Source organism: Thermaerobacter composti, from assembly GCF_033582035.1.
Lineage (GTDB): Bacteria > Bacillota > Sulfobacillia > Thermaerobacterales > Thermaerobacteraceae > Thermaerobacter > Thermaerobacter composti.
In genome coordinates this window covers 500,747-525,660 of record NZ_CP132508.1, presented here as the reverse complement: position 1 = coordinate 525,660, position 24,914 = coordinate 500,747, and the positions used below count along the sequence as shown (strand labels likewise).

Annotated in this window: 21 protein-coding genes; 7 read left to right on the top strand and 14 right to left on the bottom strand. The window is 74.4% G+C overall.

Annotation, left to right across the window (positions count from 1 at the left end):
- Window positions 1-62: 62 nt before the first annotated feature.
- From Q5761_RS02160 to Q5761_RS02130, 7 genes are all read right to left on the bottom strand, one after another.
- On the bottom strand, window positions 63-236 hold the full coding sequence (locus tag Q5761_RS02160; RefSeq protein ID WP_167758858.1) for a hypothetical protein: 174 nt from the start codon (window positions 234-236) through the stop codon (window positions 63-65).
- A gap of 183 nt (window positions 237-419) precedes the next feature.
- Complete coding sequence (locus Q5761_RS02155; RefSeq protein WP_135224946.1) at window positions 420-938, bottom strand: type 1 glutamine amidotransferase domain-containing protein; 519 nt, start codon at window positions 936-938, stop codon at window positions 420-422.
- A gap of 100 nt (window positions 939-1,038) precedes the next feature.
- Window positions 1,039-1,611: a GAF domain-containing protein gene (locus Q5761_RS02150; RefSeq protein ID WP_318751012.1), complete on the bottom strand. Its 573-nt coding sequence runs from the start codon at window positions 1,609-1,611 to the stop codon at window positions 1,039-1,041.
- A 175-nt stretch (window positions 1,612-1,786) separates the two neighbouring features.
- Window positions 1,787-2,794 carry a class II fructose-bisphosphatase gene (glpX, locus tag Q5761_RS02145; RefSeq protein ID WP_318751011.1) on the bottom strand — a complete coding sequence of 336 codons (1,008 nt, stop codon included), beginning with the start codon at window positions 2,792-2,794 and terminating at the stop codon, window positions 1,787-1,789.
- 121 nt (window positions 2,795-2,915) lie between these two features.
- Window positions 2,916-3,773 carry a class II fructose-1,6-bisphosphate aldolase gene (locus tag Q5761_RS02140; protein ID WP_135224943.1) on the bottom strand — a complete coding sequence of 286 codons (858 nt, stop codon included), beginning with the start codon at window positions 3,771-3,773 and terminating at the stop codon, window positions 2,916-2,918.
- Between the two features lie 258 nt (window positions 3,774-4,031).
- Window positions 4,032-4,460 (bottom strand): glycine dehydrogenase, encoded by a 429-nt coding sequence (locus Q5761_RS02135; RefSeq protein ID WP_318751010.1) that lies wholly within the window; start codon window positions 4,458-4,460, stop codon window positions 4,032-4,034.
- Window positions 4,454-5,059: an acyl-CoA thioesterase gene (locus Q5761_RS02130; RefSeq protein ID WP_318751009.1), complete on the bottom strand. Its 606-nt coding sequence runs from the start codon at window positions 5,057-5,059 to the stop codon at window positions 4,454-4,456. Before Q5761_RS02130 ends, Q5761_RS02135 begins: the two co-directional genes overlap by 7 nt.
- Before the next feature lie 371 nt (window positions 5,060-5,430).
- Between Q5761_RS02130 and Q5761_RS02125 the strand changes: the two genes are divergently transcribed.
- Complete coding sequence (locus tag Q5761_RS02125) at window positions 5,431-5,925, top strand: hypothetical protein (RefSeq protein WP_318751008.1); 495 nt, start codon at window positions 5,431-5,433, stop codon at window positions 5,923-5,925.
- Window positions 5,926-6,135: 210 nt separating this feature from the next.
- Here the strand turns inward: Q5761_RS02125 and Q5761_RS02120 are convergent, their stop codons facing one another.
- The 5 genes from Q5761_RS02120 to Q5761_RS02100 all read right to left on the bottom strand — a co-directional run bounded on the left by Q5761_RS02120 (window position 6,136) and on the right by Q5761_RS02100 (window position 13,340).
- Window positions 6,136-6,312: a hypothetical protein gene (locus Q5761_RS02120; RefSeq protein ID WP_167758856.1), complete on the bottom strand. Its 177-nt coding sequence runs from the start codon at window positions 6,310-6,312 to the stop codon at window positions 6,136-6,138.
- 248 nt (window positions 6,313-6,560) lie between these two features.
- On the bottom strand, window positions 6,561-8,552 hold the full coding sequence (locus Q5761_RS02115) for an ABC transporter ATP-binding protein (RefSeq protein ID WP_318751007.1): 1,992 nt from the start codon (window positions 8,550-8,552) through the stop codon (window positions 6,561-6,563).
- Window positions 8,553-8,742: 190 nt separating this feature from the next.
- Entirely contained in the window at window positions 8,743-9,240 is a 498-nt protein-coding gene (locus Q5761_RS02110) for a hypothetical protein (RefSeq protein WP_318751006.1), read from the bottom strand.
- Window positions 9,241-9,655: 415 nt separating this feature from the next.
- Complete coding sequence (locus tag Q5761_RS02105; RefSeq protein WP_318751005.1) at window positions 9,656-10,915, bottom strand: glycosyltransferase family 2 protein; 1,260 nt, start codon at window positions 10,913-10,915, stop codon at window positions 9,656-9,658.
- Between the two features lie 148 nt (window positions 10,916-11,063).
- The gene (locus tag Q5761_RS02100; protein WP_318751004.1) at window positions 11,064-13,340 is read right to left on the bottom strand and encodes a hypothetical protein; all 2,277 of its coding nucleotides are present in this window, start codon (window positions 13,338-13,340) and stop codon (window positions 11,064-11,066) included.
- A 735-nt stretch (window positions 13,341-14,075) separates the two neighbouring features.
- On the opposite strand from Q5761_RS02100, the gene tnpB reads away from it, so the two are divergent.
- Window positions 14,076-15,344, top strand: a complete 1,269-nt coding sequence (gene tnpB / locus Q5761_RS02095) for an IS607 family element RNA-guided endonuclease TnpB (protein ID WP_318751003.1) — start codon at window positions 14,076-14,078, stop codon at window positions 15,342-15,344.
- A 605-nt stretch (window positions 15,345-15,949) separates the two neighbouring features.
- On the opposite strand, the gene Q5761_RS02090 is transcribed toward tnpB, so the two are convergent.
- Window positions 15,950-17,269, bottom strand: coding sequence for a glutamine synthetase family protein (locus Q5761_RS02090; protein ID WP_135224935.1), 1,320 nt, complete (start codon window positions 17,267-17,269; stop codon window positions 15,950-15,952).
- Entirely contained in the window at window positions 17,250-18,086 is an 837-nt protein-coding gene (locus Q5761_RS02085; RefSeq protein WP_318751002.1) for a MerR family transcriptional regulator, read from the bottom strand. Before Q5761_RS02085 ends, Q5761_RS02090 begins: the two co-directional genes overlap by 20 nt.
- A 501-nt stretch (window positions 18,087-18,587) precedes the next feature.
- On the opposite strand from Q5761_RS02085, the gene Q5761_RS02080 reads away from it, so the two are divergent.
- The 5 genes from Q5761_RS02080 to mntR all read left to right on the top strand — a co-directional run bounded on the left by Q5761_RS02080 (window position 18,588) and on the right by mntR (window position 24,903).
- Window positions 18,588-19,739, top strand: a complete 1,152-nt coding sequence (locus Q5761_RS02080; protein ID WP_318751001.1) for an AAA family ATPase — start codon at window positions 18,588-18,590, stop codon at window positions 19,737-19,739.
- A gap of 173 nt (window positions 19,740-19,912) precedes the next feature.
- A complete protein-coding gene (locus tag Q5761_RS02075) occupies window positions 19,913-21,613 on the top strand; it encodes a VOC family protein (RefSeq protein WP_318751000.1) in 1,701 nt (566 codons plus the stop codon).
- Window positions 21,610-23,127 (top strand): M28 family metallopeptidase, encoded by a 1,518-nt coding sequence (locus Q5761_RS02070; protein WP_318750999.1) that lies wholly within the window; start codon window positions 21,610-21,612, stop codon window positions 23,125-23,127. The genes Q5761_RS02075 and Q5761_RS02070 overlap by 4 nt, the downstream gene beginning before the upstream one ends.
- Window positions 23,128-23,523: 396 nt before the next feature.
- Window positions 23,524-23,934, top strand: coding sequence for a cupredoxin domain-containing protein (locus Q5761_RS02065; protein ID WP_318750998.1), 411 nt, complete (start codon window positions 23,524-23,526; stop codon window positions 23,932-23,934).
- A 414-nt stretch (window positions 23,935-24,348) separates the two neighbouring features.
- The gene (gene mntR / locus Q5761_RS02060) at window positions 24,349-24,903 is read left to right on the top strand and encodes a transcriptional regulator MntR (RefSeq protein ID WP_318750997.1); all 555 of its coding nucleotides are present in this window, start codon (window positions 24,349-24,351) and stop codon (window positions 24,901-24,903) included.
- Window positions 24,904-24,914 lie beyond the last annotated feature (11 nt).

Sequence of the window (24,914 nt, the reverse complement as noted above, 5' to 3'; positions counted from 1 at the left end):
GCCACCCATCCGCGATCCCCGGAGATCGTTGCGGAATTCAGGCAAGCCACGCCCCGGCGCGGTCAACGCACCAGCACGTACCACCCGACGCCCCGCTGGCGGTCCACCGGCGGCACGAGGTCCACCGCCGTGTAACCCGCTGCCAAGAACCCTCCGAGGCTGTGGCGCACGGCCATCCGCCACGCCCGCGCCAGCTCGAGGTCGGTGCCTTTCAGGTCCTGGATCCGGGCCGGCACGGGCACTCGCACCCGCGGGGGGCTGGGTTCGGCGACGACGGAGCGGGCCGGTGGCGGAGACGCGGAGGGCGATGGCATCCAGCCACCGCCCTCCGCCCGTCCATCGGTTGCTCCGCCTGGCCATCCCTCGTCGGCCGCTCCGCCCGGGCATCCTGCGTCCGCAGGGGGCTCGACCGCGGGGGTTCAGGCTTCGCCCAGCTTGGCGAGGATCGCCTTCATGTAGGCCGGCAGGTCGTCCGGCGTCCGCGAGGTCACCAGGTTCCCGTCGACGACCACGGGCTCGTCCACCCACTCGCAGCCGGCGTTGCGCATGTCGTCGCGGATGGCCCGGACGCTGGTGGCCCGGCGGCCCCGCAGGACGTCGGCCGAGACCAGCATCCAGCCGGCGTGGCAGATGGCCGCCACCAGCTTGCCCTGATCGTGGATCTGACGGACGAACCGGACCATCCGCTCGTCGCGCCGCATGCGGTCCGGCGCGTAGCCGCCGGGGATCACCACCCCGTCGTAGTCCTCCGGCCGCACCTCGGCGATGGACTTCACGGCCTTGGCCGGGTAGTGGTGCTTGCTGGTGTAGGCGCGATCCCGTTCGCTGCCGATCAGGTCCACCTGGTGGCCCGCCTCCAGCAGGCGGTAGTACGGGTACCAGAGCTCGAGGTCCTCGTACAGGTCGTCGACCAGGATGGCGATGCGCTTGGCCGCCATGGGACCACCTCCTCCTCCATCGTTCCCCCGCGGACCCGGGGGGTCAACGCACAGCCGCCCGCCACGCGGCCCATCGGCCAGCCCTCCATGCTTGCGTCGATCAGGCCGGCCTCCCGGTCGTCCGGCCGCCCACCGCCCGCACCTCGGCGTCGGCCGCCGCCCGTTCCGCCAGGATGGCGCAGACCGCCTTCAGGAACTGCTCGTCGTCGGCGCTGAAGGCGGCCAGCCGGTCGCTGTCGATGTCGATCTCGCCGTAGACCTTGCCGTCCCGGGCGATGGGCACGACGATCTCCGACCGGCAGGAGACGAAGCACTGCAGGTACCGCGGGTCCTTGCGCACGTCGGGCACGTTGGCCACCTGACCCGTGGAGGCCGCCCAGCCGCACAGCCCCGCGTTCAGGGGGATCTCCACGTGCTGGGTGGGCTCCGGCCCGTCCCAGGCCCACAACTTGAGGCGATCGCCCTCCACCAGGTAGACGCCCACCCAGGAGTAATGGGGGAACTCCCTGCACAGACGGGAGCAGACCGCCTGGGCCAGCTCCCGGAAACGGGTCTGCCGGCCTGCCTCTTCCCGCAACCACGCCAGGGTGCGGGCCCGCAGCCCCTCGAGGGTGGACGCGCCCCCCTGGGGCCCCGCATCCCCAGCCGGTTCGTCCTGCGTGAACGCCGCCATCGCAACCACCTCGCCTCCGCATGCGGCACGCGCCCCAGGCGCGCCGCCCATGCCGGCGCCCCGGTCCCGGCAGCTCTCCTGCGGCCTTCCGCCATCGCCTGGGAGGCCGCAACTGAGACGCCGCAACCCCCCTGCGGCTCCCCACCGCGGTCGCCGCGACCCCCACCGACAGCGCCTACCCGGCGCCCCCCGCCGCGTCACCGGCCTCCTTGGCGCCCCCCACCAGCGGGCCGATGACGGGCTTGCGCTCCAGCCGGTGCCAGGCCTCGACGAAGCGCACCGTCCCGGTGCGGTAGCGCATGGCCACCGAGTGGGTGAAGGCGCCGCGGCCGGTGAACTGCACGCCCTTCAGCATCTCGCCGCTGGTGATGCCCGTGGCGGCGAAGATCACGTCCTCGCCGCGGACCAGGTCCTCGATGCGCAGCACCCGGGCCTCGTCGATCCCCATGGCCCGCATGCGCTCGCGGTCCTCCTCGTCTTCGGGCCAGAGGCGCCCCTGCAGCTCGCCGCCGAGGCAGTACAGGGCGGCCGCCGCCAGCACCCCCTCGGGGGCGCCGCCGATGCCGACCATGAGGTCGATGCCGGTTCCCTCCAGGGCGGTGGCGATGGCGGCCGACACGTCGCCGTCGGCGATCATGCGGATGCGGGCACCGGCCCGCCGGATGCGGGCCACCAGGTCGGCGTGGCGCGGCCGGTCGAGCAGGATCACCGTCACGTCCTGCACCCGCTTGCCCAGGGCCCGGGCTACGGCCTCCAGGTTCTCCTCGATGGGCCGCTGGATGTCGATGGCGCCGGCCGCCGCCGGCCCGACGGCGATCTTCTCCATGTACATGTCCGGGGCGTGGAGCAGGCAACCCCGGGGCGCCACCGCCAGGACGGCGATGGCCCCGGGCAGGCCCTTGGCGACCAGGTTCGTGCCCTCCACGGGGTCGACGGCCACATCCACGGCGGGCCCCTGGCCGCTGCCCACCTGCTCGCCGATGTACAGCATCGGCGCCTCGTCCATCTCCCCCTCGCCGATGACCACCGTCCCACGGATGTCCACGGTGTCGAACACGGCCCGCATGGCGTCGACGGCGGCGCCGTCGGCGGCCTCCTTGTCACCGCGGCCCATCCAGCGGGCGGCGGCCAGCGCCGCGGCCTCCGTCACCCGCACCAGCTCCAGGGTCAGTTCCCGTTCCATGCCGACTCCTCCAACCTGCCTCAGGGCCGGTCCTCCGCGCTGCGCCGGGCGGGCACGGCCGGTTCTTCCCGGACGAACCGGCACGCGGCGCCGGGGCCCGCGCCCGCTCCGCCGGGCGGGCTCACGCCTTGCCCGCCGAGCCGAAGAGCCGCATCTTCTCCTTGACCTTCTCCTTCATCGCCTCGCGGGCCGGTCCCAGGATCTTGCGGGGATCGATCTCGTCGGGCCGGGCCGCCATGATCTCCCGTGCCTTGCCGACGAAGGCCGCTCGCAGCTCCGTGTCGATGTTGATCTTGCGGACGCCCAGGGGGATGGCGCGGCGGATGTGCTCCTCGGGGACGCCGCTGCCGCCGTGCAGCACCAGGGGCAGGTCGGGCATGAGCTGGTGGATGCGGGCCAGGCGGTCGAAGTCCAGCTTGGGCTCGCCCTGGTAGAAGCCGTGCTTGGTGCCGATGGCCACCGCCAGGTAGTCGACGCCCGTGCGCTCGACGAAGTCGGGCACCACCTCGGGGTCGGTCAGGACCACGTCCCAGTCCTCGACCCGGATCTCCTCCTCGACGCCGCCGATCTTGCCGAGCTCGCCCTCCACGGAGACGCCCACGGCGTGGGCGGCCTCGACGGCCTTGGCGGTCAGGCGCACGTTCTCCTCATAGGGCAGGTGGGAGCCGTCGAACATCACCGAGGTGAAGCCGTAGCGCAGGCACTCCATGACCTGCTCGAAGCTGGGACCGTGATCCAGGTGGAGGCAGATGGGGACCTTGGCCTCCTCGGCGGCGGCCGTCACCAGGGCGCGGATGTAGCGGATGCCCGCGTACTTGATGGCGCCCTGGCTCGCCTGGAGGATCACGGGCGACCGCTCCTCCTCGGCCGCCGCGATGATGGCCTGCACGATCTCCATGTTGTTGACGTTGAAGGCGCCCACGGCATAGTCGCGCCTCCGGGCGTCGTCCAGGAGTTCGATGCCGGTGACCAGCGGCATCGGGGGATCACCTCACCGAGGGTAGTCCACACCGCTCCCACGATAGCAGGAAAGGCCCGAGCGCGGAAAGCACGGCGGGCAGCACGCACCCCCGCCCTCGCCGACGGGTCGCCCGCGGCCCCTCCCCGCAGCCCCGTCCTCCGAGCGCCTGCCCGCCGGGTGCCGTCTCGCCGCCTCGGCCGCGGGCGCCGCACCCGGCGGCCCCATCCCCCGGAGCGCGCTGCTCCTCGGGGAGACCATGGCGGGCGGGCCCGGGCATCAGGGGCGGGAGGGGCGCGAGGGACGGGACGGACGGGGTGGACGGGAGAGGCCGCTGTGGCCCGGCCGGACGGCCCGGAACCACGCCGATTCGCCGGTGGCGAGGAGGACGCGGACGCCGCCCGACCCGTGCTCGCGGCGCACCGGTCCGATGTGGTGGAGCAGCAGCACCAGCTCCCCTGCGTCCCCCTCGAAGCCCAGACCTGGCCCCGCCGCGTCCCGCACCAGGCCGCGAAACTTGGAGGCGACGTCGGCCACCACGGCGTGACCGCCCATGAACTCCACCCAGACGTCCAGCGTCGCGCCGGCATCCACGGCGTCGAGCAGCTCGAGCAGCGGCTCGAGCCGCGCGGTGAGGCCGGCGAGCGAGGGATCGGCGGCCTCCAGGCGCTGGAGGTCGGCGACCAGCCGCCGCCGGCTGCTCAACAACGCCGGTCGTCCCCCTCGCGGGCTTCCGGCGTCGACGAGGGGGTCGCGACGGGATCGGCCCGATCCGCCGCTCTGCGGGCTGGCGCGGCCCGCGTCCCGCGGGGAGCCGGTTCGTCCCCATGGGATGGTGGCGGCGCGACCGACGATCCCGCGGGGGCAACCGATTCCCGGGGGAGGGGCGTCGCCGCCTGCAGGGGCTCGAGCCTTCGCCAGACCTCCGGGCGAGCCTTGCGCAGGTTGACCGGCTTGCCGCGCCGGTCGATGAAGGCATGCCGCGTCGTGCCCTCCGCCACGGGCTGCCCGGTGGCCGCCAGCCGCAGACGGTAGGCGAAGTCCATGCGCGTGGGCGTCAGGCGCTCCAGCCGCACCTCCAGCTCGAGTTCGTCGTCGTAGTCCACCGGCCGCAGGTAGCGGCACGCCGCCTCCAGGACGGGGAGGAACACGCCCTGGTCCTCCAGCTGGCGATACGAGAGCCCCATGCGGCGGATCAGCTCGGTGCGCCCGTCGGTGAACCAGTCGAAGTAGCGCGCATAGTACGCCCGGCCCATGCGGTCCGTCTCGCCGTAGCGCACCCGCAGGCGCAGGGTCCAGGTGGCCAAGCCCATCGCCTCCTCGCCGGTTCCACCATACCACCTTGAGTGTCCTCAGTGATCGATGGCGAAGCTTGCGCCAGCGCCGGACCGTCACGGATAGTGACAGCCTGGAGGAAGGGGTGCAGGGTTTCTGGCATCGATTAAGTTGAAGGGGAGAGCGCGATTCGACCACTTCACCGGACGTGACCACGAATCACCCATGCTACGTAGCACCGCCGAAGGGTTGGTACTGGTCTGCATGGAACATCTATTGCGACGTGGCCTCCGCCAGGTCATCGTTTGGGCCATGCCAAGGAGTGCTGCGTGGACCCTTCATCCCCTCGTTGAGCATGATCCTCGCTCGCTCTCGACTCACGGTACGGCGGGAGGCGGGTTGTTTGACGGCGAACAATGCGCGCCAACGGCGCCGGGTTGTCCTCCTGATGGTCTCACTGCTGGCATCGGTCACCGTGGTCTTGCTCGCCGGCATCTTCCAGAACGCGCCCACCGGGGGACCACGGCTAGCCGGGGATCTGGTCGTGGCCGCAGGTGACAGTCCGGGACATCCATCTACAAGCCGTCAGCGAATCAGCTACGAGGCTTCGTTCACCAACACAGGGAAGGCCCCCATTCACGGCTGGCGATGGGAGGTGGTCATCCCATCGGCCCTTCAATCGCGTCGAATCAGAGAGGAGCACAGGGCCAACCCGGATCCGCGATCCTCCCCTACGCCCCTTGACCTCAATCCCGGCGAAACCATTCGCATCACGGGTTATATCGACGTGCGCACAGAAGGAACATCCAAGCAACAACTGGAGGCCATTATCGAGGAGATCGTGGTCCGAATCACCAATGCGAATGGGCAAGCGATCCTGGAGCTGCCAGCTCGATAGGGCTTCTTCCGAACGCCGTCGACGCTGGCAAGGCGTTTCTTATCGAGCGCCGAGACTTGTTGCGATTACCGCCGGGTCACCCGGACTACAGCACGGGTCGACGCCAGCCTCGGCATGCCGAAGCCGTGAATCCGCTGGCTGTGCCCGAGCGGAGGCGGTGTTCATCGAGCCCCTTCCCTCCAGGACCACAGGGGCCCTGGGGTCGCGCATTCATCCGGAGAGATATTCGGAGACTGCCCAGACGAGCGCTGCGATCCCCAGGACGAGATTCAGAGCGTGGAACCACCAAAGCGGTTTGCGCCCCCGGGCCCGATCCAGCCGAACTCCCCAAACGGCAACAACGAGCAACGTCACACCGCTTGCGGCCGGTACGATGGCGTCCAGCACCGATCATCCACCCTCCTCCCTCGAGTCGGAACGGGTCCGTCCCCGCGCAGCACCACGTCGACCTGCGCATCGCTCACACGATGTCCTCGGGTTTGGACGCCTGGCCCCCCGCCAGGACGTCGTCGGCATCCACGCTCCAGACCGTGCGCCCTGATCTTCCGCGATCGCCGCCCTGGCGCGATCCCTCGCTTCCATGGCCGGTTCGGAGCCTGCTGACGTGGGTGGTCGAGGATGACCAACCCGGGCTGCTAGCGGGGGCTCGCCGTGCCGTCCACGGACAAGCGCCGGCCGGAACGGGCTCGCGGGTCGAAGAAGGTACGGTACAGGCGGGCGTAGAGCCCGCCCCGGGCCAGGAGCTCGGCGTGGGTGCCCGTCTCCACCACCCGGCCGCCGTCCATGACCACGATGCGGTCCGCCCGCAGGGCGGTGGAGAGCCGGTGGGCGACGACGAGGGTGGTGCAGCCGGTAGCCGCCAGCAGGTCCAGGGCCGCGTGGATCCGTTCCTCCGACGCGGCGTCCTGGAAGGACGTGGCCTCGTCGAGCAGCAGGAGCCGCGGGCGGCGGAGCAACGCCCGGGCGATGGCGATGCGCTGTCGCTGACCACCCGAGAGTTGCACGCCGCGCTCGCCCACCGGGGTGTCGTAGCCCCGGGGCAGGGCCTCGATGAACCCGGCCGCGTCGGCGAGCTCGGCCGCCTGCCGGATCGCCTCCGCCGTCGCGCCGGGACACCCGTAGGCGATGTTCTCGGCCACCGTCCCGGCGAAGAGCACGGGCTCCTGCATCACCCAGGCCACCTGCCGGCGCAGGTCCTCCAGGTCGTAGTCCCGGACGTCACGGCCGTCCAGGTACACCCTGCCCCGCTGGGGATCGTAGAAGCGGGGCACCAGGTGGAGCAGGGTCGTCTTCCCCGCGCCCGAGGGGCCCACGAGGGCGATGCGCTCGCCGGGTTCGACCCGCAGGTCCACGCCCTGGAGGACGGGCGGACCCTCGGATCGGTAGCGGAACCAGACGCCGGCGAACTCGAGCGACGCGCCGCGGGCCGGTCGGGTGCCGTTCCCGACGCCCGGCCCGGCCCCAGCCCCGCCCGGTGCCGGCGTCCCGACGGCTCGTACCCGCACCCCGCCGGCGCCGGACCGCGACCGATCGCCACGGGTGACCATCCACCCGGCGGCGTCCCCAGCGCCGAGAGTCCCCTGGGGGGTGGCGCCGCGGCCCCGGGCCACCGGCACCGAACGGGTCCCCCCGCCATCCGCGGGCTGCGCCGTAACGGTCGGCGCAACCGCCCGGTCCGGCTGGTTCGCCCGCCGCGGACGCGGCCGCAGGCCGTCCCCCTCACGGGTCGGGGCGCCCTCGGGAGCCAAGGTCAGGATCTCCTGGACCCGCTCCATGGCCGCCAGGCCTTCCTGCAAGATCAGGTGGAAGTTGACCAGGCTGCGGACCGGAGCCAGCATCATCCGCAGGTAGAGCACCAGCGCCGCCAGCCGGCCCGGGCTGAGCGCGCCGCGGATCGTCAGGTAGCCGCCGACGAACAACAGCACGAGGAGTCCCAGGTTCCCCAGGAGGTCGGCGCCACTCTCCATCCGCCCGATGAACCGCCGCCGCTCCATGTTGAGGGCCTGGTACCGCCGGCTGGCCGCGGCGAAGCGGGCCTCCTCGAAGGGCTCCCCGCCGTAGGCCTTGACCGTGGCGATGGCGCCCACCACCTCGGTGGCCCGGCCCGCCAGGCGGGCCGCCTGGGCCTGGATCTCCCGGCTCAGGCGCCGGATGCGGACCGTCTGCAGGTAGAACCAGGCCCCGGCCGCAGGCAGCAACAGGGCCAGCCCCACGCCCAGGGCGGGTTGCAAGGCGATGACCGTGGCCACCACCGCCAGCACGCCGCCGAACTCGCCGGCCAGCCGCGCGAACACCGCCTGGACGAACCGCTCGATGGCGCCCACGTCGCTGGTCAGGCGGGAGACCACCGCGCCCTGGCGCTCGCGGTGGAAGTAGGCCAGGGGTAGGGATGCGATGTGGCGGAACAGCCGCACCCGCAGGTCGTGGACCACCCGTTGGGTCAGGTCGAAGGAGACGTAGACGGCGGCGTAGTGCACCCCGGCCCGGCCGGCTACGAGGGCCAGGGAGATCAAGGCCCCCCACCCCAGGAGCGCAAGGTCGCGGGCCGGGATGACCACGTCCAGCAGCCACCGCAGGATCTGGGGGATCCCCAGGTCGAGGCCCGACCGGCCAAGGAGCAGCACCACGGCCAGGGCCGCCTGGGCGCGGTGGGGGCGGAGGAGGCGCCGGTAGGCAGCCCAGGCGCTGGGGACGGCGGCGCGCTCGGGGAGCCCATCCGCTCCTTCCCCGCACGGCGTCCCCCCGGGCCGATCGGGACGGGGACCGGCCGCGCGGGGGCTCGACGGACGCGGGCGCCAGCGAGGGACCATGGCGAATTCATTGTACCGCGGCTGCCGGAGCCGGCGCCCCTCCCGGACGGCCGCTGGCGAGGCCCACGTACGTGATGTCCTGGCCCGGCTCCAGGCGGATGAAGCGGGCCTCACCGTCCCAGGTCAGCTTGAGCCAGATGGGCGTCCGGAGGGCGGCCTCCAGGACCCGGGCGGCGCCGGGGTCCAGCGCCGACGGGTCGGGGACGGCCGTCTGGCGGCCGACCACCAGACCGCGCGGGCTCGCGGTCCCGGGGCCGATGTCCACAGGATGGGCCGCGTCGGACCCGAAGTCGAGCCGGCCGGAGTGGATCCACCGCGCCATGGCCTCGTTCAGTCGGGCCGCGGCGACCACCCCGCGGAGCACCCGTCCGCCCCGCGGCTCGATCCAGATCTCGTAGCGCAATTCACGCCACGGCACCCCGGCTTCGCCCGCGGCGGCCCACGCAGGGTCGGGCGCGGACCGGGTGCGGCCATCTCCCAGCGTCACCGTGGCGCGGATGCGCACCGCATCGGCCACCGTCGCGGTGGAGACGAACCGGTCGCGTGGAGGCCACCCCTCCGTGTCGTGGGGGGGCGACGGGCTCCTCCATGGGCCCGCATCCGGGCAGGACGGCCACCGCGGCGGCCGCCATGAGGAGGAGGGCGATCCAGCGGGCCCCGCGCCTGGCACCTCGCCGCAACCGCCGGGCCCGGCGCCTGGGTCCCTTCCGCGTCCGCTGCGACCCTGCCCCTCCCGGCGACGGCCCCATGCGCCCACACTCCCCTGGCTGACCGGTCCGCGGCGGACGCGAGGCCGGCCGTCCTCGTCTGGTTCCACTCCGACGCGGGCCGCGGGCCGACGCCGGCCACGGGCCATGCCCCGGCGGGGGCCGCGGGCGTCCGCCCCGGCGTCGGGCACGGCCCTCCGCCCTGGCGCGGGCCTACCGCGACAGCTCCCCGAGCCGCACCGCCCGCGTGTGGACGGTGGGCACCCACTGGCGGTTCCGCGGCGTGAGCAGCGCCCACAGGACCACCAGGATCCACGAGTACTGGAAGATCGGCAGCAGGGGCAGGAACCGGTAGGGCCGCAGGGGCAGGCGGTCGAGCACCAGTACCAGCAGCGGCCCGATCACCGCGAACAGCATCGTCAGCCGCAGCGGCCAATCCGGCAAGGGCACCCAGCCCCACCGGCTCAGATCGCCACCCGCCAGCACGGTCAGACTCGAAGCCGCCGCGGTGACCAGGAGGTGCAGCGGCCGCGTCAGGTCGAACACGAACTCGAACTTCACCGGATCCAGCTGGCGCACACCCGCCCAGAGCAGCCGCGGCGCGTGGATCAGCATGACCTGCACGTTGCCGCGCGCCCAGCGCAGCCGCTGACGGCACGAGGCCACGAAGCCCGTGACCTTCTCGTCGTAGATCCGCGTCTCGCGGGCGAAGGTGGTCACGTAGCCGTGCAGCAGGGCCTTGGCGGAGAACTCGAGGTCTTCCGTCAGCGTGCGGGCGTCCCACCCGACCCGCTCCAGGACCTCCCAGGCGATGCACATGCCCGTGCCCGCCAGCGCGCCGCAGAGCCCCCAGTTGTGCCGCGCCTGCAGGCGCCAGCGGTTGCTCATCCAGAAGCTGAAGGCGAAGGCGGCGGCGACCCAGCTGTCGTCGGGGTTCTTGGCGTCCACGTAGGCCTGGATGATCTTCTCGCCGGCCGCCAGGCGGTCGTTCATCACCTGCAGGAAGTTGGGCTCGACCAGGTTGTCGGCGTCGAACATCGCCACCGCGTCGTAGCGCCGGCCGAGGCCCGCCAGCCGCTCCAGGGCGTACGCGATGGCGTACTGCTTGCCTCGCCGCCGGGTGTCGAAGCGCTCCCACACGTGGGCGCCCGCCGCCCGGGCGGCCGCGGCGGTGCCGTCGCTGCAGTTGTCGGCGATGACGAAGACGTCATAGAGGTGGCGGGGGTACTCCTGCCGCCACAGGCTCTCGATCAGCGGGCCGATCACCGCTTCCTCGTTGTGGGCGGGGATCAACACCGCGAACCGCATCCGGGGCGCGGTGCGGGGAACCGGACGCGGGTTGCGCAGCCCGCCGAGGTAGACGGCCAGGTTGTAGACCACCACGAAGACCACGGCCGCCTCGAGGCCACGCAAGAGCCACACCGGCCAGACCGGCGCCCCGATGACGGTGGCCGCCGGATCCAGGTACGTCACGGCTCTCCCTCCCCACCCGGCCGGGATGGCCGGAGCCGTCGCCTCCGGCACGGGCTCCCATCCAGGGAATGGAGCGATCCCTGGATCTCTCCCGAAATTCCAGCATACTCCGCCCACCGCGGTCGTCAACGGGGCGGCCCGAGGGCCCTCACGGCCCCAGGGATGGGCGAACCGCCTCCCCATCTTTCGGACGAACCGGGCCGTGCGTCGGTTCCCGGCTGCGCAGGGCCATGGGCAGAGGGTAGTCCACCCGCAACCGGCACCGGTCGGCGTCGAGCTCGAGCCGCAGGATCAGGGGATCCTCCCCTCCGCCGCCCTCGGCGGCCTCGGCTCCCGCCGCCCGCCGCGGCACCGCCTCGAGCGGCCAGCGGGCGGCCACCCACCCGACGGGGACGCGCTCCAGCGGCCCCGCCTGGCACGACCGCGTCGCGGCCGCCAGGACCTGCGACCCCGCCACCAGTTGCCACGTCCATCGACCGGCCACGGCCTCGCCGCTGTCGTTCACGAGCCACACCGGCAGACGCAACGCCGCACCGGGCCGGCCGCGCCGCAGCCAGGCGCCCAGCACGAGGCGCACCGGCCAGCACGCCTGCCGGTAGGCCCGGGCGGCCTCGCGCGGCCGTCCATCCGCCGTGTAGAGGCCGAAGGCCGGTCCCCCGGGGGCATCGTTCAACGCGTACACGAACCCTCCCCTGGCCGGATGGGGACGCCGGCGGAGGATCTCCATGGCATACCTTACGAATGTTGCCTGGCGGGTTTGGTCGAACGCGGGCGCCCCCATCGACGAGACCACGGCCGCGTGGGGCACCAGGCGCAGGCGCCGCTCGATGGCCACGGGGTCGGGTGGCGTGCCAGCAGGCAGGAAGAGGCGCGCATCCCCGCCGCTGCGGGTCCAGGAGGGGACGCCGACCCGCGCCAGCACGGGCCGCCCGGGGTCCAGGGCGCGCAGCCGTCCCGCCAGCTCCCCCACCCGTCGGCCCTCGGCGGACCAGGGCCACTCGGGTCGTCGCACCGGTGGCACCCGCCTCCGCGAGCGGCCGGTCGGCGTCCCCGGCAGCGCCGCCGGCGGCACGGCGGGCTCCTGGGCCACCGCCCAGGCGATGACCGCCGGCCACCGTCCGACGGCATCGACCCACCCGTCCAACTGGGAGGCCAGCGTGGCCGTCGCCTCCCGCGTCACCGGTTCGACCAGCGGGAGGTCCTGCCACACGGCGATGCCCAGGCGACTGGCGGCCTCGTAGAGGGCCGGGTGGGCGGCATGGGCGTAGACCCGGAGGGCATTCAGCCCCAGGGCCCGCGCCCGCCGGACCCAGGCGCGGGCGCGGCGTGGGGTCACGGCCCCCGGCCAGGGCGCGAGGGGGAGGACGCACGCGCCGCGGAACGCCAGGGGCTCCCCGTTGAGGAACCAAGCCTCGGGGTCGCGGGTGACGAAGCGGATGCCGACCAGCGCCTCCAGCTCGGGCCATGGACGCCCGTCCTCGGCGACGGCCCGCGGCGGCACCCCCGCCCTCTCCGCCGCCAGTCCCCAAGGGGCTTGGCCGCCGCCCGGCGAACCCTCCCCGGATCCCGGCGCGAGCGCCGGTTCGAACCACGCACGCAGGCGATACAGGCAGGGACGACCTCGCTCCCACACGGTCCAGAGGCGCGGCGAGGGCAGGGAGAACCAGACCTCCCACGCCCCGCCCGGGGGCGCGGCCTCCACCTCCCAGGCCACCCGGACACCGGGCGCCGCGAAGCCCTCCGGCGTCAGGTCCAGCCAGCAGCGGCCGCGCACCGGCTCCGTCGCCCAGTAGCGGATACGGGCGCAGCCGTGCACCACCGGCAGGGTCGCGGCGGCCTCCGGCCTGGCGGCGACGGTCCCGTCCTCCGGGCGCAGGAACCAGGACAGGCCGGTCAGCACGACGCCGCGGAAGAACCGAAGCCGCACCGGTCCCGTCAAGCCGGGCGGGAGGTAACCGGGCGGGACGGCCTCGGGCCGCGCCCAGGCTCCCCAGCCGACGGGGCTCTCAGTCCCCGCGACCTCGATCTCCAGCTGGTTCGTCCCCGGTCGCACGGCGTCGGTCACGTCCACCGCGGTCGGCACCTGCCCCGCCGCGGGGACCGGGAACTCGCGGTCGTTGAGCCGGACGCGGACCCGTCCCAGTGCGCCGTCCAACTCGAGGCGCGCCGCCATGCCGGTCCATGCCGGGTCCACCTGGACGGTGCGCCGGTAGACCACCACGGGGGACGGCGGCGTCCCCGGGGGCGACGGCGGGTCCCGCGGGACCCAGAGGGTCTGGGGGCGTGCCGCCGTGTCGGGCCGCGCGACCTCCCAGAGACCGGCCAATTCGATCACCCGCTGCCCCACGGCTCCTCGCCGCTCGGCCCGGGCGCCGGGAAGCGGTCCACCGGGGGCATCGCGGCGCGCGTGGATCGTCGGTTCCACGGCCAACACCTCCCTGTGGGGACCCGTGCGTGCGGCTGTCGAGACCCGTGCATGCGGCTGGGTGGGGGCCCGCGCACCCGGCTGGGTCGGGGCCCGTGCACCCAGCTGGGCGGCGGCGCGGCGCGGTGCGCGGCGGCCTGCCCGGGCCGCCGCGCCGCCGGAGCGCCCCGGGGCCCGCTCCTCCCCGGCCGCGGGAAGACCGTCGCCGGGCCCCGGGGAGCGGGCCGCCGGGGATGCGACCCGCTGGCTCACGGGCCCGGATGCCCTCGGGTCGACCGGGGGCCGCCCCCGCGGGGCCCCGCGGGGACAACCCTATGCGCCGGTCCGCGGGATGATGCGGCCCGGGAAGGAAGTCCCTTCCGTGAGGGAGGAGGAGCTGCCAGACCGGCCGAAGGGGGAACGGGCGGCGAGGCCCATCCTAAGGCAAGAGGCAAGGCCCATCCTGGGCCTGGAGCCCCCGATGGACAGGAGCGGGGGCTGGGGGCCGCGCGCCACCCCGAAGGGAGGCGAGACCATGCCCAAGCGGGTCGAGCTCTACGTCCAGCCCGGGTGAGCCGACTGCCGCCAAGCGGAGGAGTTCCTCCGCCAGCGGGGTTGAGAACAGCTAGTGCGTTTCTTATCGTTTCTCGTCCAATGTCATCAAAGTCTTCGCATCCTCTTCCCTCCTCGGCCGGCTCGTTGTCTGAGAACAGATGTTCTGGTACGATGTCCTTGGATGATCTTGGGGGCTTCCCCATGCGTGTGTTGCAGGCGTACCGCTTCGCCCTCGACCCCACACCCCGCCAGGAACGGGCGTTGGCCTCCCACGTGGGCGCCCGCCGCTTCGCCTTCAACTGGGGCTTGGCCCTGGTAAAGGAGCGCCTGGAAGCCCGCGCCCGGGGCGAGGAGGTGGAGGTGCCCTGGACCCTCCCCGCCTTGCGGCGGGAGTGGAACCGGCAAAAGCACGTCGTCGCGCCCTGGTGGCGGGAGAACTCGAAGGAGGCCTATTCCTCCGGTCTGGACGGACTCGCCCGGGCCCTGCAGAACTGGTCCAAGAGCCGCCAGGGTGAACGCAAGGGCCGCCGGGTGGGGTTCCCCCGGTTCCGGAAGAAGGGCCGGGGCCGGGAGTCGGTGCGGTTCACCACCGGCGCGATCCGGGTGGACGACAAGAGCCACGTCGTGCTGCCCCGGATCGGGCGGGTGAAGACCCACGAGCCGACTACGGCCCTGCGCTGGCGCATCGAAGCGGGAACGGCCCGCATCCTGTCCGCCACGGTCGCCCAGGAGGGGGGCCGGTGGTTCGTCAGCTTCACCTGCGAGGTGGAGCGGCCGCCGGGCCGGCCCCGGTTCCCCTGGAAAGTCGTCGGCGTCGATGCGGGCGTCCAGCACCTGGCGGTCCTTTCGACGGGCGAGAAGTGGCCGAACCCCCGGTCCCTTGAAAAGGCGCTCCGAAAGATCGCCCGGTGGAATCGCGCCCTGGCCCGGCGTCAGAGGGGCAGCCGGGGGTGGCACAAGGCCCGCCGCCGGCTAGCCCGGCTCCATGCGCGGGCCCGGAACCTCCGCCAGGATGCCCTTCACAAGCTGACCCACCACCTGGCGAGCACCTACGGCGTGGTGGTCGTCGAACAGCTGCACGTGGCGGGCATGATGAAGAACCGGCGGCTCGCCCGGGTGCTGGCCGATTCCGCCCTGGCGGCGATCCGCCGCCAGCTCCGCTACAAGTGCCCCTGGCACGGGGCGGTTCTGGTCGAAGCACCGCCCTTTTACCCGAGCAGCAAGCGGTGCTCCCGGTGCGGCGCGGTGAAAACATCGCTGCCGCTTTCGCAGCGCACCTTCCGCTGTGAGGAATGCGGGCTCGTGCTCGACCGGGACGAAAACGCGGCGCGGAATCTCGCGGCCCTGGTGGCCGCCGTCGCCGGGAGTGGCCCGGAGACGCAAAACGCCCGTGGACGGGATGGAAGACCTGCCGCAAGGCAGGCGATCCCGGAGGAAGCGGGAAGCCGGCGCCGGCTCATCGCTGGGTAAGACCGGCACCGCCGATCCGCAAGGATCGGCTGCCTGAAACAGATGACGATGTTTCAGGTAACGGCTGGCGGCGGGAGCCGTTGACCGAGGTCCCCAAGCCCACCGCGCTCCCCAGGGCGGCCAGGGGATCGGGGCCGAAGGCCCTGATCCCCTGGCCGGATCCCCTGGCCGTCCCGGACCCCTACCCTGCGCGGGAGGACCCGGCTGGACCGAATCCGCGGTACGCCCACCGCCATCGCCGCCGCCGATCCGGGTCCCGCCCCGTCGTGCCGGCCCGCGCCGCCCGGCGCCGCCGACCGCCTTCGGGGATCGCTGCGCCCGCGCCCGCACCGCCCGGAGCCAGCCGGCGACACCCTGCGGGGCCTCTGCGCCCCTTGGACCCGGCAACGGCCTTCGAGGCCCCTGCGCCCGCCCCGCGCGGAACCGGCCACGCCCTGTGGGGCCCCCCGCCCGCACCGCCTGCACCCGGCAACGCCCTTCGCGGCCCCCGCGCCCGCACCGCATCGCCGGCGTACCGGCGCCGTCGACCCCCGGCCGGGCCCCAGCGCGCGCACCGGCCTGCGGGGATCCTTGCGCCTGCACCCGCCTGCGGGGACCAGGCCGGGTCAGAATACCGGCAGGTACTGGTCCAGCTCCCATTGGTGGACCTGGACCCGGTAGATGTCCCACTCCATCCGCTTCGCCTCGAGGTAGCGGGTGAAGAGGTACTCGCCCAAGGCGTCCCGCACCACGGCGCTGACGCGCATGTCGTCCAGGGCCTCGCCCAGGCTGCCCGGCAGCGGCTCGATCCCCCGGGCGCCGATCTCCGCCGGGTCCAGCTCGAAGACGTTCTCCTCCAGCGGCGGGGGCGGCTCCAGCCGGCGCTCCAGGCCGTCGGCGCCGGCCCGCAGCAGGACGGCCAGCGCCAGGTACGGGTGGCAACACGGGTCGGGGGCGCGCCACTCCAGCTCGCCCGCCTCCCACCCCGCCACCAGCCGTGCCAGCGGGGCGTGGGTCTCCTGGCCCCAGACCACGTACACCGGGGCCTCGAACCCCGGCACCAGGCGCTTGTACGAGTTCACCAGCGGGTTGGTGATGGCGCAGAGCGGCCGGGCGTGCTGCAGCAGCCCGGCCAACCAGTGGCGGGTCAGCGCGGCGCGGCTCCACGGCGCCCCCGGCAGGGGTCGCAGCCGCATCCGCACGTGCAGCCCGGAGCCGTGGCTACCCGTCCGCGGCTTCGGCAGGAAGGTGGCGTGCATCCCGTGGCGCTCGGCCACGGCGTAGACCGTCCGCTTGGCGACCAGGAGGTGGTCGGCGGCGGTCAGGGGCGGCTGCCAGCCCAGGTCGATCTCGTGCTGGGCGGGCGCCACGGCGTGGTGGACGGACTCCACCACGACGCCCATCCGCTCCAGCGCCAGGGCGACGGCCTGGCGCACCGGCTCCCCCGCATCCCGCACGGATAGGTCCAGGTACCCGGCCCGGTCCGGCACCCGCACCTCCGGCCGGCCGCGGTGCCGCCGCAGCAGGTAGAACTCCATCTCGAAGGCGAACTCCACCGCCACCCCGAGGCCGTCCAGGCGCCCCACCGCCCGCCGCAGGCGCTCCCGGGGGCAGCCCTCGAAGGGCTGCCCCTCCCGGGTGTAGATGGCCGCCGGCACCGCCGCCACCCGTTCGTCCGCCGGCGTCCACGGGAGGACGAACACCGCCTCCCCGCCCGCCCGCAGGCGCATCTCCCGCTCCTCGATCCGCATGAACCCCTCCAGGGAGGCACCGTCGACGCGGACGCCGTCGCCCCACGCGGCCGCCGCCTGGAGGACGGGGAGGGTCAGCCCCTTGTGCACGCCCAACACGTCGGCGTAGACCAGCTGGACGAGCTGCACCCCCTGGGCCTGGAGGCGCCGCGCCGGTTCGTCCGGAGGAACCGGCTCAGCCGGCGGCCGGCGCATCGCGCGGTACCTCCTGTGCGCCCGCGCTCAGCCCGGTGCCGAGCGGCGCCGGGCTGAGCGCATCGCCCGGCATGCGGACCTCCCGCAGGCTGCCCCCACCGCCGGAGGGCTCGCCGGAGGGCCACGCCGGCTGCCCGGCTTGACCGGGTCCGCGCCGCTGCCGGCGACGGGCCTGGTAGAGCACGGCCGGATCCAAGGCCGGGTACAGGCAGCGCGCCGTGCCGACCCCGGGGACCGCAGGCGCCGGGCCCCGGAACAACCGGTCGATGCGACCCAGCCCCGATTCGGGGCCCGCATCGGAGTCCGTACGGGCATGCGGCGGGACGGCAGCCGCCGCGCGGGGCGGGGAGGCCGTGGCCTCACCCGGTCGCCCGGCTCCGGCCGCCCTCCCGGCGCCCGCGGCGGCGACCTCCCCGTGGCCACGGGATCCGCATCCCGTCGGGGGGGCGGCCCGCGCCGCGACTGCGCGCCTGCCGGCCGCACGGCGCACCGTCGCGGCCACCGGCACGGGAAGCGACCAGGGCTCGGCAGCGGCCAGGGCGGCGGGCAGATCCGGCGGCCCCATGGTCTCCTCCCGGCCGCGCCGGTCCAGGAGGCGCCGGCGGATGTCGTCCAGATGCAGCCCCTGCTGCAGGAGCCCCTTGATCTCCAGCAGCCGATCGACGTCCGCCTGGCTGTAGCGCCGCTGATTGCCCGCCGTCCGCGCCGGCCGGATCAGCCCCACCTTCTCGTAGTAGCGGATGCGGCGCTCGCTCAGACCCGTCAGGTTCGACACGGCGCCGATGGAATAGAGGGGCAGGTTGCGGTGCCGGGACACGCCAGCCCCCTCCCGTTGCCGTGGGCTCCTTCATACATATGGCGGAGCGGCGCCGGTGTGCCCCGTCGCCGGCTGCGATCCCCCGTACCCCCAAGCGCCGGGGAGCGTCCTCGTGCCCCGCGGACCCCTGCGGCGCGGGGGACCTCCGGCGGGGGACCCCCGCATCCGGCTCCGCCGGTGGTCGGGCTGGAGCCCGCCACGTCTCCAGGGCGCGGCCCCCTGCCGGCGCCGGGGACCGACGGTACCGTGCAGAGCCGGGGCGGCCGTCCCGCGGCCGGCGGTCGCGCCGTCCCCTCGTCCGCCGCCGGGGGACGCGTCCCGGGCCCTCGCCTTGGGCCGCGTCAGGTTCCCTGACACGGCGGGACGTCGGCCCATCCCCGGACTGGCACCCCCACCCCTCCTGGCCCCATAGCGTGTAGCGTCGCGAATCGGTGGCCGACCCGGGACGCCCATGTCACGCCGTCGACCGGCGTCCGGGCCGGTGCCATGGGGGGCATCGGCATGTCGTCGCGGTATGCACGGGTGCGTCGTCTGTTCGCCAGCGGCAACACCGGCCACGGGTTCCGTTCCTACTTCGATGGGATCCCGTGGCCGGAGCCGCGCCGGGTGTTCGTGCTCAAGGGTGGGCCGGGGACGGGCAAGTCGGCGGTGATCCGCCTGGTGGCCGAGGGCCTCATGGAGCGCGGCGTGGCGGTGGAGCTCTTCCACTGCCCGTCGGACCCCGCATCCCTCGACGCCGTCAACGCGCCCGACCTCGGGCTGGTGGTGCTCGACGGCACCCCACCCCATGCCGTGGAGCCGCCGCTGCCCGGGCTCGTGGGGCGCCTGCTCAGCCTCGAGGCCACGGCCGACCGCGACCTCCTGGCGGCACGCCGGGAACGCATCGCCGCCACCGGCCGGCTGGTTCGTCAGCGGTTCCAGTTGGCCCACCGCTACCTGGCGCTGGCCCGGGACGCGCTGGGCCTCTACGAGGACTTCTATGAGCACGCGGGGGCGTTGGACCAGGCGGCGCTGGAGCAGGCCGCCCACGAGATCGAGGCGGCGATCTTCGACGGCCACCACCGCCTGCGGCGGCCCGGACGCCGCGGCCGCGTGCGGCGGTTGTTCGCCAGCGCCGTCACCCCCGAGGGTCCGCGCCACTTTCTCGACAGCCTGCTGGACCCGCTCCCCAGGCGGGTGTTCGTCCGCGGCAATCCCGGCACCGGCTGCGCCGTCCTGGTCGAGCGGATCGCCGCGGCGGCCCTGCGCCGCGGCTACGACATCGAGGCGTACACCTGCGGGCTCGACGGCCGGCGCCTGGACCACGTGATCATCCCGGCGCTGGGTGCGGCGGTGGTCCACAACGCCTATCCCCACACGTACGAGCCCAAGGCCGGCGACCTGGTGATCGACACCGCCGCCTTCGTCGACGTCGAGTCCCTGGAGCGGTATCGGGAAGAGATGGAGGTGGCCCAGGCCCTGTTCGGCCAGGCCTTCGACCAGGGCATCTGGTACCTGCGCCGGGCCCTGATGGCCCACCAGGAGCTGGAGCAGGTCTACGCCACGCCGGAGCTCAGGACCCAGGTGGAGGCGTACGCCCGGCAGATCCTGGCCGAGGCCGACGCCCTGCGCGCCCGGCTCCCCGCGGCGGACGAAGGCCAGCAGCTGGCGTGAGCTGGCGTGATTCGGCGTGGGCCCGACGGCCGGCAGGGACCGTGCGCAGGCGGGCACCGGCGCGGCCGTCGGGGCGACGGGCCGGCGGCCGGCCCCGCGGGGCGGAGCGGGCGACACCCGCATCGGCGGCAGCGGGCGCCGCCCGTGATACGCTAGGGGTGAGGAGGCCGGCCATGGAGAGCGACCTGCAGGTGACGGGCATCCACCACGTCACGATGATCGCCGGCGACCCCCAGGCCAACGCCGACTTCTACGCCGGCGTCCTGGGCATGCGCCTGGTGAAGCGGACCGTCAACTTCGACGATCCCGGCACGTACCACCTCTACTTCGGCGATGCGATCGGACGGCCGGGCACCCTGCTGACCTTCTTCCCGATCCCCGACGCCGCCCGCGGCCGCCACGGCGCGGGCCAGGTGACGGGGGTCGCCCTGGCCGTGCCGCCCGGCGCCCTGGCCTTCTGGGAGGATCGGCTGCACGACTTCGGGGTGGCGTGCCAGCGCACGACGAGCCCCGTCGGGCAACCGGCCCTGGCCTTCACCGACCCCGACGGGCTGCCCCTGGCCCTGGTGGAAGATCCGTCGGCGGTGGCCTGGCCCGGGTGGGCCGACGGCCCTGTCCCGGGCGAGCACGCCATCCGGGCCGTGGCGGGCGTCACCTTGACGGTGCGCGAGGCGGAGCCCACCAGCCGGGTGCTGCGCGCCCTGGGCTACCGGCCCGCCGCCGCGGCCGCGGCGGCCACCGCCCAGGCCGGCCACGAAGCGGATCCCGCCGGGTCGGCCGGCCGGCGGACGGATCCGCCTGCGCCCCCCGCCGGCGGCCGCCCCCGCACCCTCTGGACGGTGGGGGAGGGCGGGGCCAGCCGATGGCTCGCGGTGATCGCCGACCCCGCGGCGCCCCGCGGCACCCTGGGTGCCGGCACGGTCCACCACGTCGCCTTCCGCACGCCGACCGACGAGCACCAGCGACGCTGGCGACGGCGCCTGGACCTGCTCGGCCTGGCGGTGACGCCGGTCCAGGACCGCCGCTACTTCCGGTCCATCTACTTCCGCGAGCCGGGCGGGGTGCTCTTCGAGATCGCCACGGACCCGCCGGGGTTCCTCGTGGACGAGGACCCCCGCACCCTGGGCACCGCCCTGCGCCTCCCGCCGTGGTACGAGCCGGCGCGCCCCAGCCTGGAGCGGTCGCTGCCGCCGCTGCGGCCGCCTTCCGACTTCGCGACCCTCGGCTTCATCCACCGCTTCGTGCCCGCGCCGGACGAACCGGCCGACGCCGCGTCCGACGGCCGCGGGTCGCGGCCCCCCGTCCTGCTCCTGCTCCACGGCACGGGCGGCGACGAGCACGACCTGCTGCCCCTCGGCCGCTACCTGGCGCCCCGGGCCGCGCTGCTGAGCCCGCGCGGCCGGGTGCTGGAGGACGGGATGCCCCGCTTCTTCCGCCGGTGGGCACCGGGGGTCCTGGACCGCGACGACCTGCTCGCCCGGGCGGAGCAGATGGCCGGCTTCGTGGCCGCGGCCGCACGACGGTACGGGTTCGACCCCCGCGGACTGGTGGCGGTGGGCTACTCCAACGGCGCCAACCTGGCCGCGGCCCTGCTCATGGCTCGCCCCGGCCTGCTCCAGGGGGCGGTGCTCCTCCGGCCCATGGACCTGCCCCTCGACGACCCGCCGCCGGGGGCGCTGGCGGGCACCCCGGTCTTCGTCGCCGCCGGGCGTCAGGATCCGGTGGTGCCGGCGGAACAGACCCGGTCCCTGGCCCAGCGGCTGGAGGCAGCGGGGGCGCGGGTCACCCTGCACTGGGCGCCGACCGGCCATGAGCTGGACCAGGGGGAGCTCGAGGCCGCGCGCCGGTGGCTCGAGGAGGTCGGACGGCGATGAGGGCGCCGCGCGCCGGCGGCGACAGCGGCCAGCCCGGCCCGTGGGACCGCGGCCACAGCGACGTCCCCGACCCGTGGGACGACCTGGTAGCCCTCTGCCGGCTGCCCCATCGCGGCACGGCCACCGCCGAGGAGGGCCGGGCCGCCCGGTGGCTGGCGGCTCGCCTGGCGGAGATGGGCTACCAGGTGGACGTCCAGCCCTTCACCGCGCCACGCCACACCCTCTATCTGGGCCCCGGGTTCATCGGCGTCGCTCTCGCCGCCCTGGGGATCGGGGGTGCCCGGTGGCAGGGCCCGGCCTGGGCCCTGGGCCTGCTGGCGGCGGCCGCAGCCCTGGTCCTCCTCCCCCTGTTGGGGGAGCTGGTGCTCTGGCCCAGGGGTTCGCGCCTGAGCCTCGCCCTGCTCGTGCCCCGGGGCGCCTCGCAGAATGTGGTGGCCCGCCTGCCCCGCAGGGGCGGTCCGGCAGCGGGGGCGGCCCGGGGTGCCGTCGGCGGCGGCGCACCCCACCCGGCGCCCCGCCCGGTGCGGGAGCCGGCCGCCCGGCCGCCAGCCGATGTTGCGGATCCCAGCGCCTCCCGGCCCCCGGCCGCTGCTGGGGGATCCGACGTCACCCGGCGGCCTGCCGATGCTGCGGGAGCCGCGGCCGCCCGGCCCCCGGCCGATGCTGTGGAGCCCGGCGCCGGCCGGCCCCCGGCCGGACCGCCTTGGCCGCTCCACGTGGTGGTCACGGCCCACTACGACACCCAGTGGGGCAGCTGGCTCTTCGCGCCCCGCGTGCTGCCCGGCCTCCAGGCGTTCTTCGTCGTCGGCTACGCAGCCTTCCTCGCCGTGCCGCTGCTCCTGGTGGCCCGTGCCGTGGGCCTCGCCGGATCCACCCCCCTGGCGGTGGCCGCCGCGGCGTCGGCGGCCGTGGCCGCGTTCCTCCTGATCAGTTGGCTGGGAGGCCGCCCGGTCAACGGGGCCAACGACAACGGCTCGGGGGTCGCCGTCGCGCTGGCGCTGGCCCGGCGCTGGGCCCGGCAGCCGTTGCCCGGGATCGAGCTGCTCCTGGCCTTCACCGGGGCGGAGGAGACGGGCATGCGCGGCATGGCCGCGCTGCTGGAGCACCCCTGGTTCCCGCGGACCGCGCCCGGCGGCGTCGCCGTGGTCAACGTGGACAACGTGGGCGCCGGCCGCCTGCACTACCTGACCGCCGAGGGGATGCTGCTGCCCGTGCGCTACGATCCCTGGCTGGTCGCCCAGGCGCGGAGGCTGGCGGAGGAGCTGCCGCCGGGCCTGCTCACCCCGGGCCCACGGCCGCTGCTGCCCACCGACGCGCTGGTCGCGGCGGCCCGCGGGATCCCGGCCATCACCTTCCTCGCCACCGGGCCCGGCGGCCGCATCCCCCACTACCACTGGCACACCGACCGGCTGGAACACGTGGACCGCGGGCATCTGGCCGGCGTGGCCGACCTGCTGTGGCAGTATCTGGCGCAACTGGCCACGGCGGCGGATCGGGCCGCGGGCCGCCGCTGATCCCCTCCCGAACCGGGCGCACAACCCGTGTCAGCCCGCCGGCGAAACGGCCGGCGGGCATGCTACCCGTGTCGGCCCTTCGGCGAACCGGCCGGGCCGCGGCGACCGCGGATCCCCTCCGGGGGTGGGGGCGCCCGCGCCGGCGATCGCCTCCCGGCGCACAACGCGCGTTCGCTGGCGCTGTCCACGGCGGACCCAGGGCGAAGGGCCGCATCGCCGGGCCGACCCCGGAGCCCCGGCGCACGCGGCGCCAACCGGGGGCGCAGCCGCGCCCCGTCCCCGGGGCGATGCCGGAGGGTCCGCGACAGAATCGGTTCGTCATCCGAGTGCGGGTCCGCTGGAGATCGGGTATAAAGGAACGGTGGACGCGATCCCACAAGGAGGGAGCATGCGGGCATGAAGCGCGTACGTCGGTCCCTGCTGGTGCTGGTCGCGCTGATGCTGCTGGCGCTGCCCGTGCTGGCCGCTTGCGGCGGCGGTGGCGGTGAGGGCGGCGGCAACGGGGGCAACGGCGACCAGGCCGCCGGTGGGGGCAACAAGATCACGGTGACGGCCCAGAACATGTCCTTCGACAAGACGGAGATCAACCTGAAGAAGGGCCAGACCTACACCATCGAGCTGGTGAACAACGACTCGGTGCAGCACGACCTGGTGTCGGAGGAGCTGGGCCTGGAGATCGGCCTGACGGATCCGGGGAAGAGCAACTCGGTGGAGTTCACGCCGCAGCAGACCGGCGACTTCGAGTTCATCTGCACGGTGCCCGGCCACTCCGCGACCATGAAGGGCACGATCCACGTCACGGAGTGACGGCCGTGGGCGCGGTCCCACCGCCTGACCTGCGGACGCGACGCGCGTGATGCGCGGATCATCACCCCGCAAGCTCGGGAGGCGGTCCGAGAGACCGCCTCCCCTTTTTGCGCCGACGGCACGCGCACGGCGCCGCATTGCGCCGACGCCCCGCCCCACCGCTCGCGACCCCTTCGCGCCCCCATCCCGGCACGGTCCGGCTGGCCGTTCCCACCCCGGAGGCGGGCGACCGCCCGGACCCGCGGGGACGGCGGGCCTGGGCCCCGGGGTGCGGCGGCGGCCCCCTGCCCGCGTACGTTATATTGTTGGCGGGATCCTGATGGCGTTGACCGGATGGGGTGGACGGCACCGGGGATGCCGTCGCCCGGACGGATCTGGCGGAGGACGGTCGGCAGCGGAAACGAGGTGACGCGGTTGCGGCCCACGCCCAGCATGGAGGACTACCTCGAGACGATCTACGAGCTCATCCGCAGCAAGGGGTACGCGCGGGTGAGCGACATCGCCCTGGCCTTGAACCTGCAGCCGTCGTCGGTGACGCGCATGGTACAGCGGCTGGACGAGCAGAACTACGTGACCTACGAGCGCTACCGCGGGCTGGTGCTCACCGAGCGGGGCGAGGCCATCGGGCGCGCCATGCGCCAGCGCCATGAGACGCTGGCCACCTTCCTGCGGCTGCTGGGCGTCCGCGACGAGGCCGTGGTCCAGCAGGACGTGGAGGGCATCGAGCACCACGTCAGCCGCCAGACCCTCGAGCGCATCGAGCGGTTCGTCGCCTTCGCCCGCGCCAACCCCGCCTGGATGGACCAGCTGCACGCGGCGCTGCACTCCCCTGAGGAGGGGGAGGACCGTCGGTCGGCCGCGCCCGGCCACGGCCAGGCCGGGACGGGCCGCGCGACGGCCGGCGACGCCGACGGCGCCGCGACCCAGGGGGACGAACCGGCGGCGCCCCTGCGGGGCGGAGCCGCCTGAGGCCGGCCGGC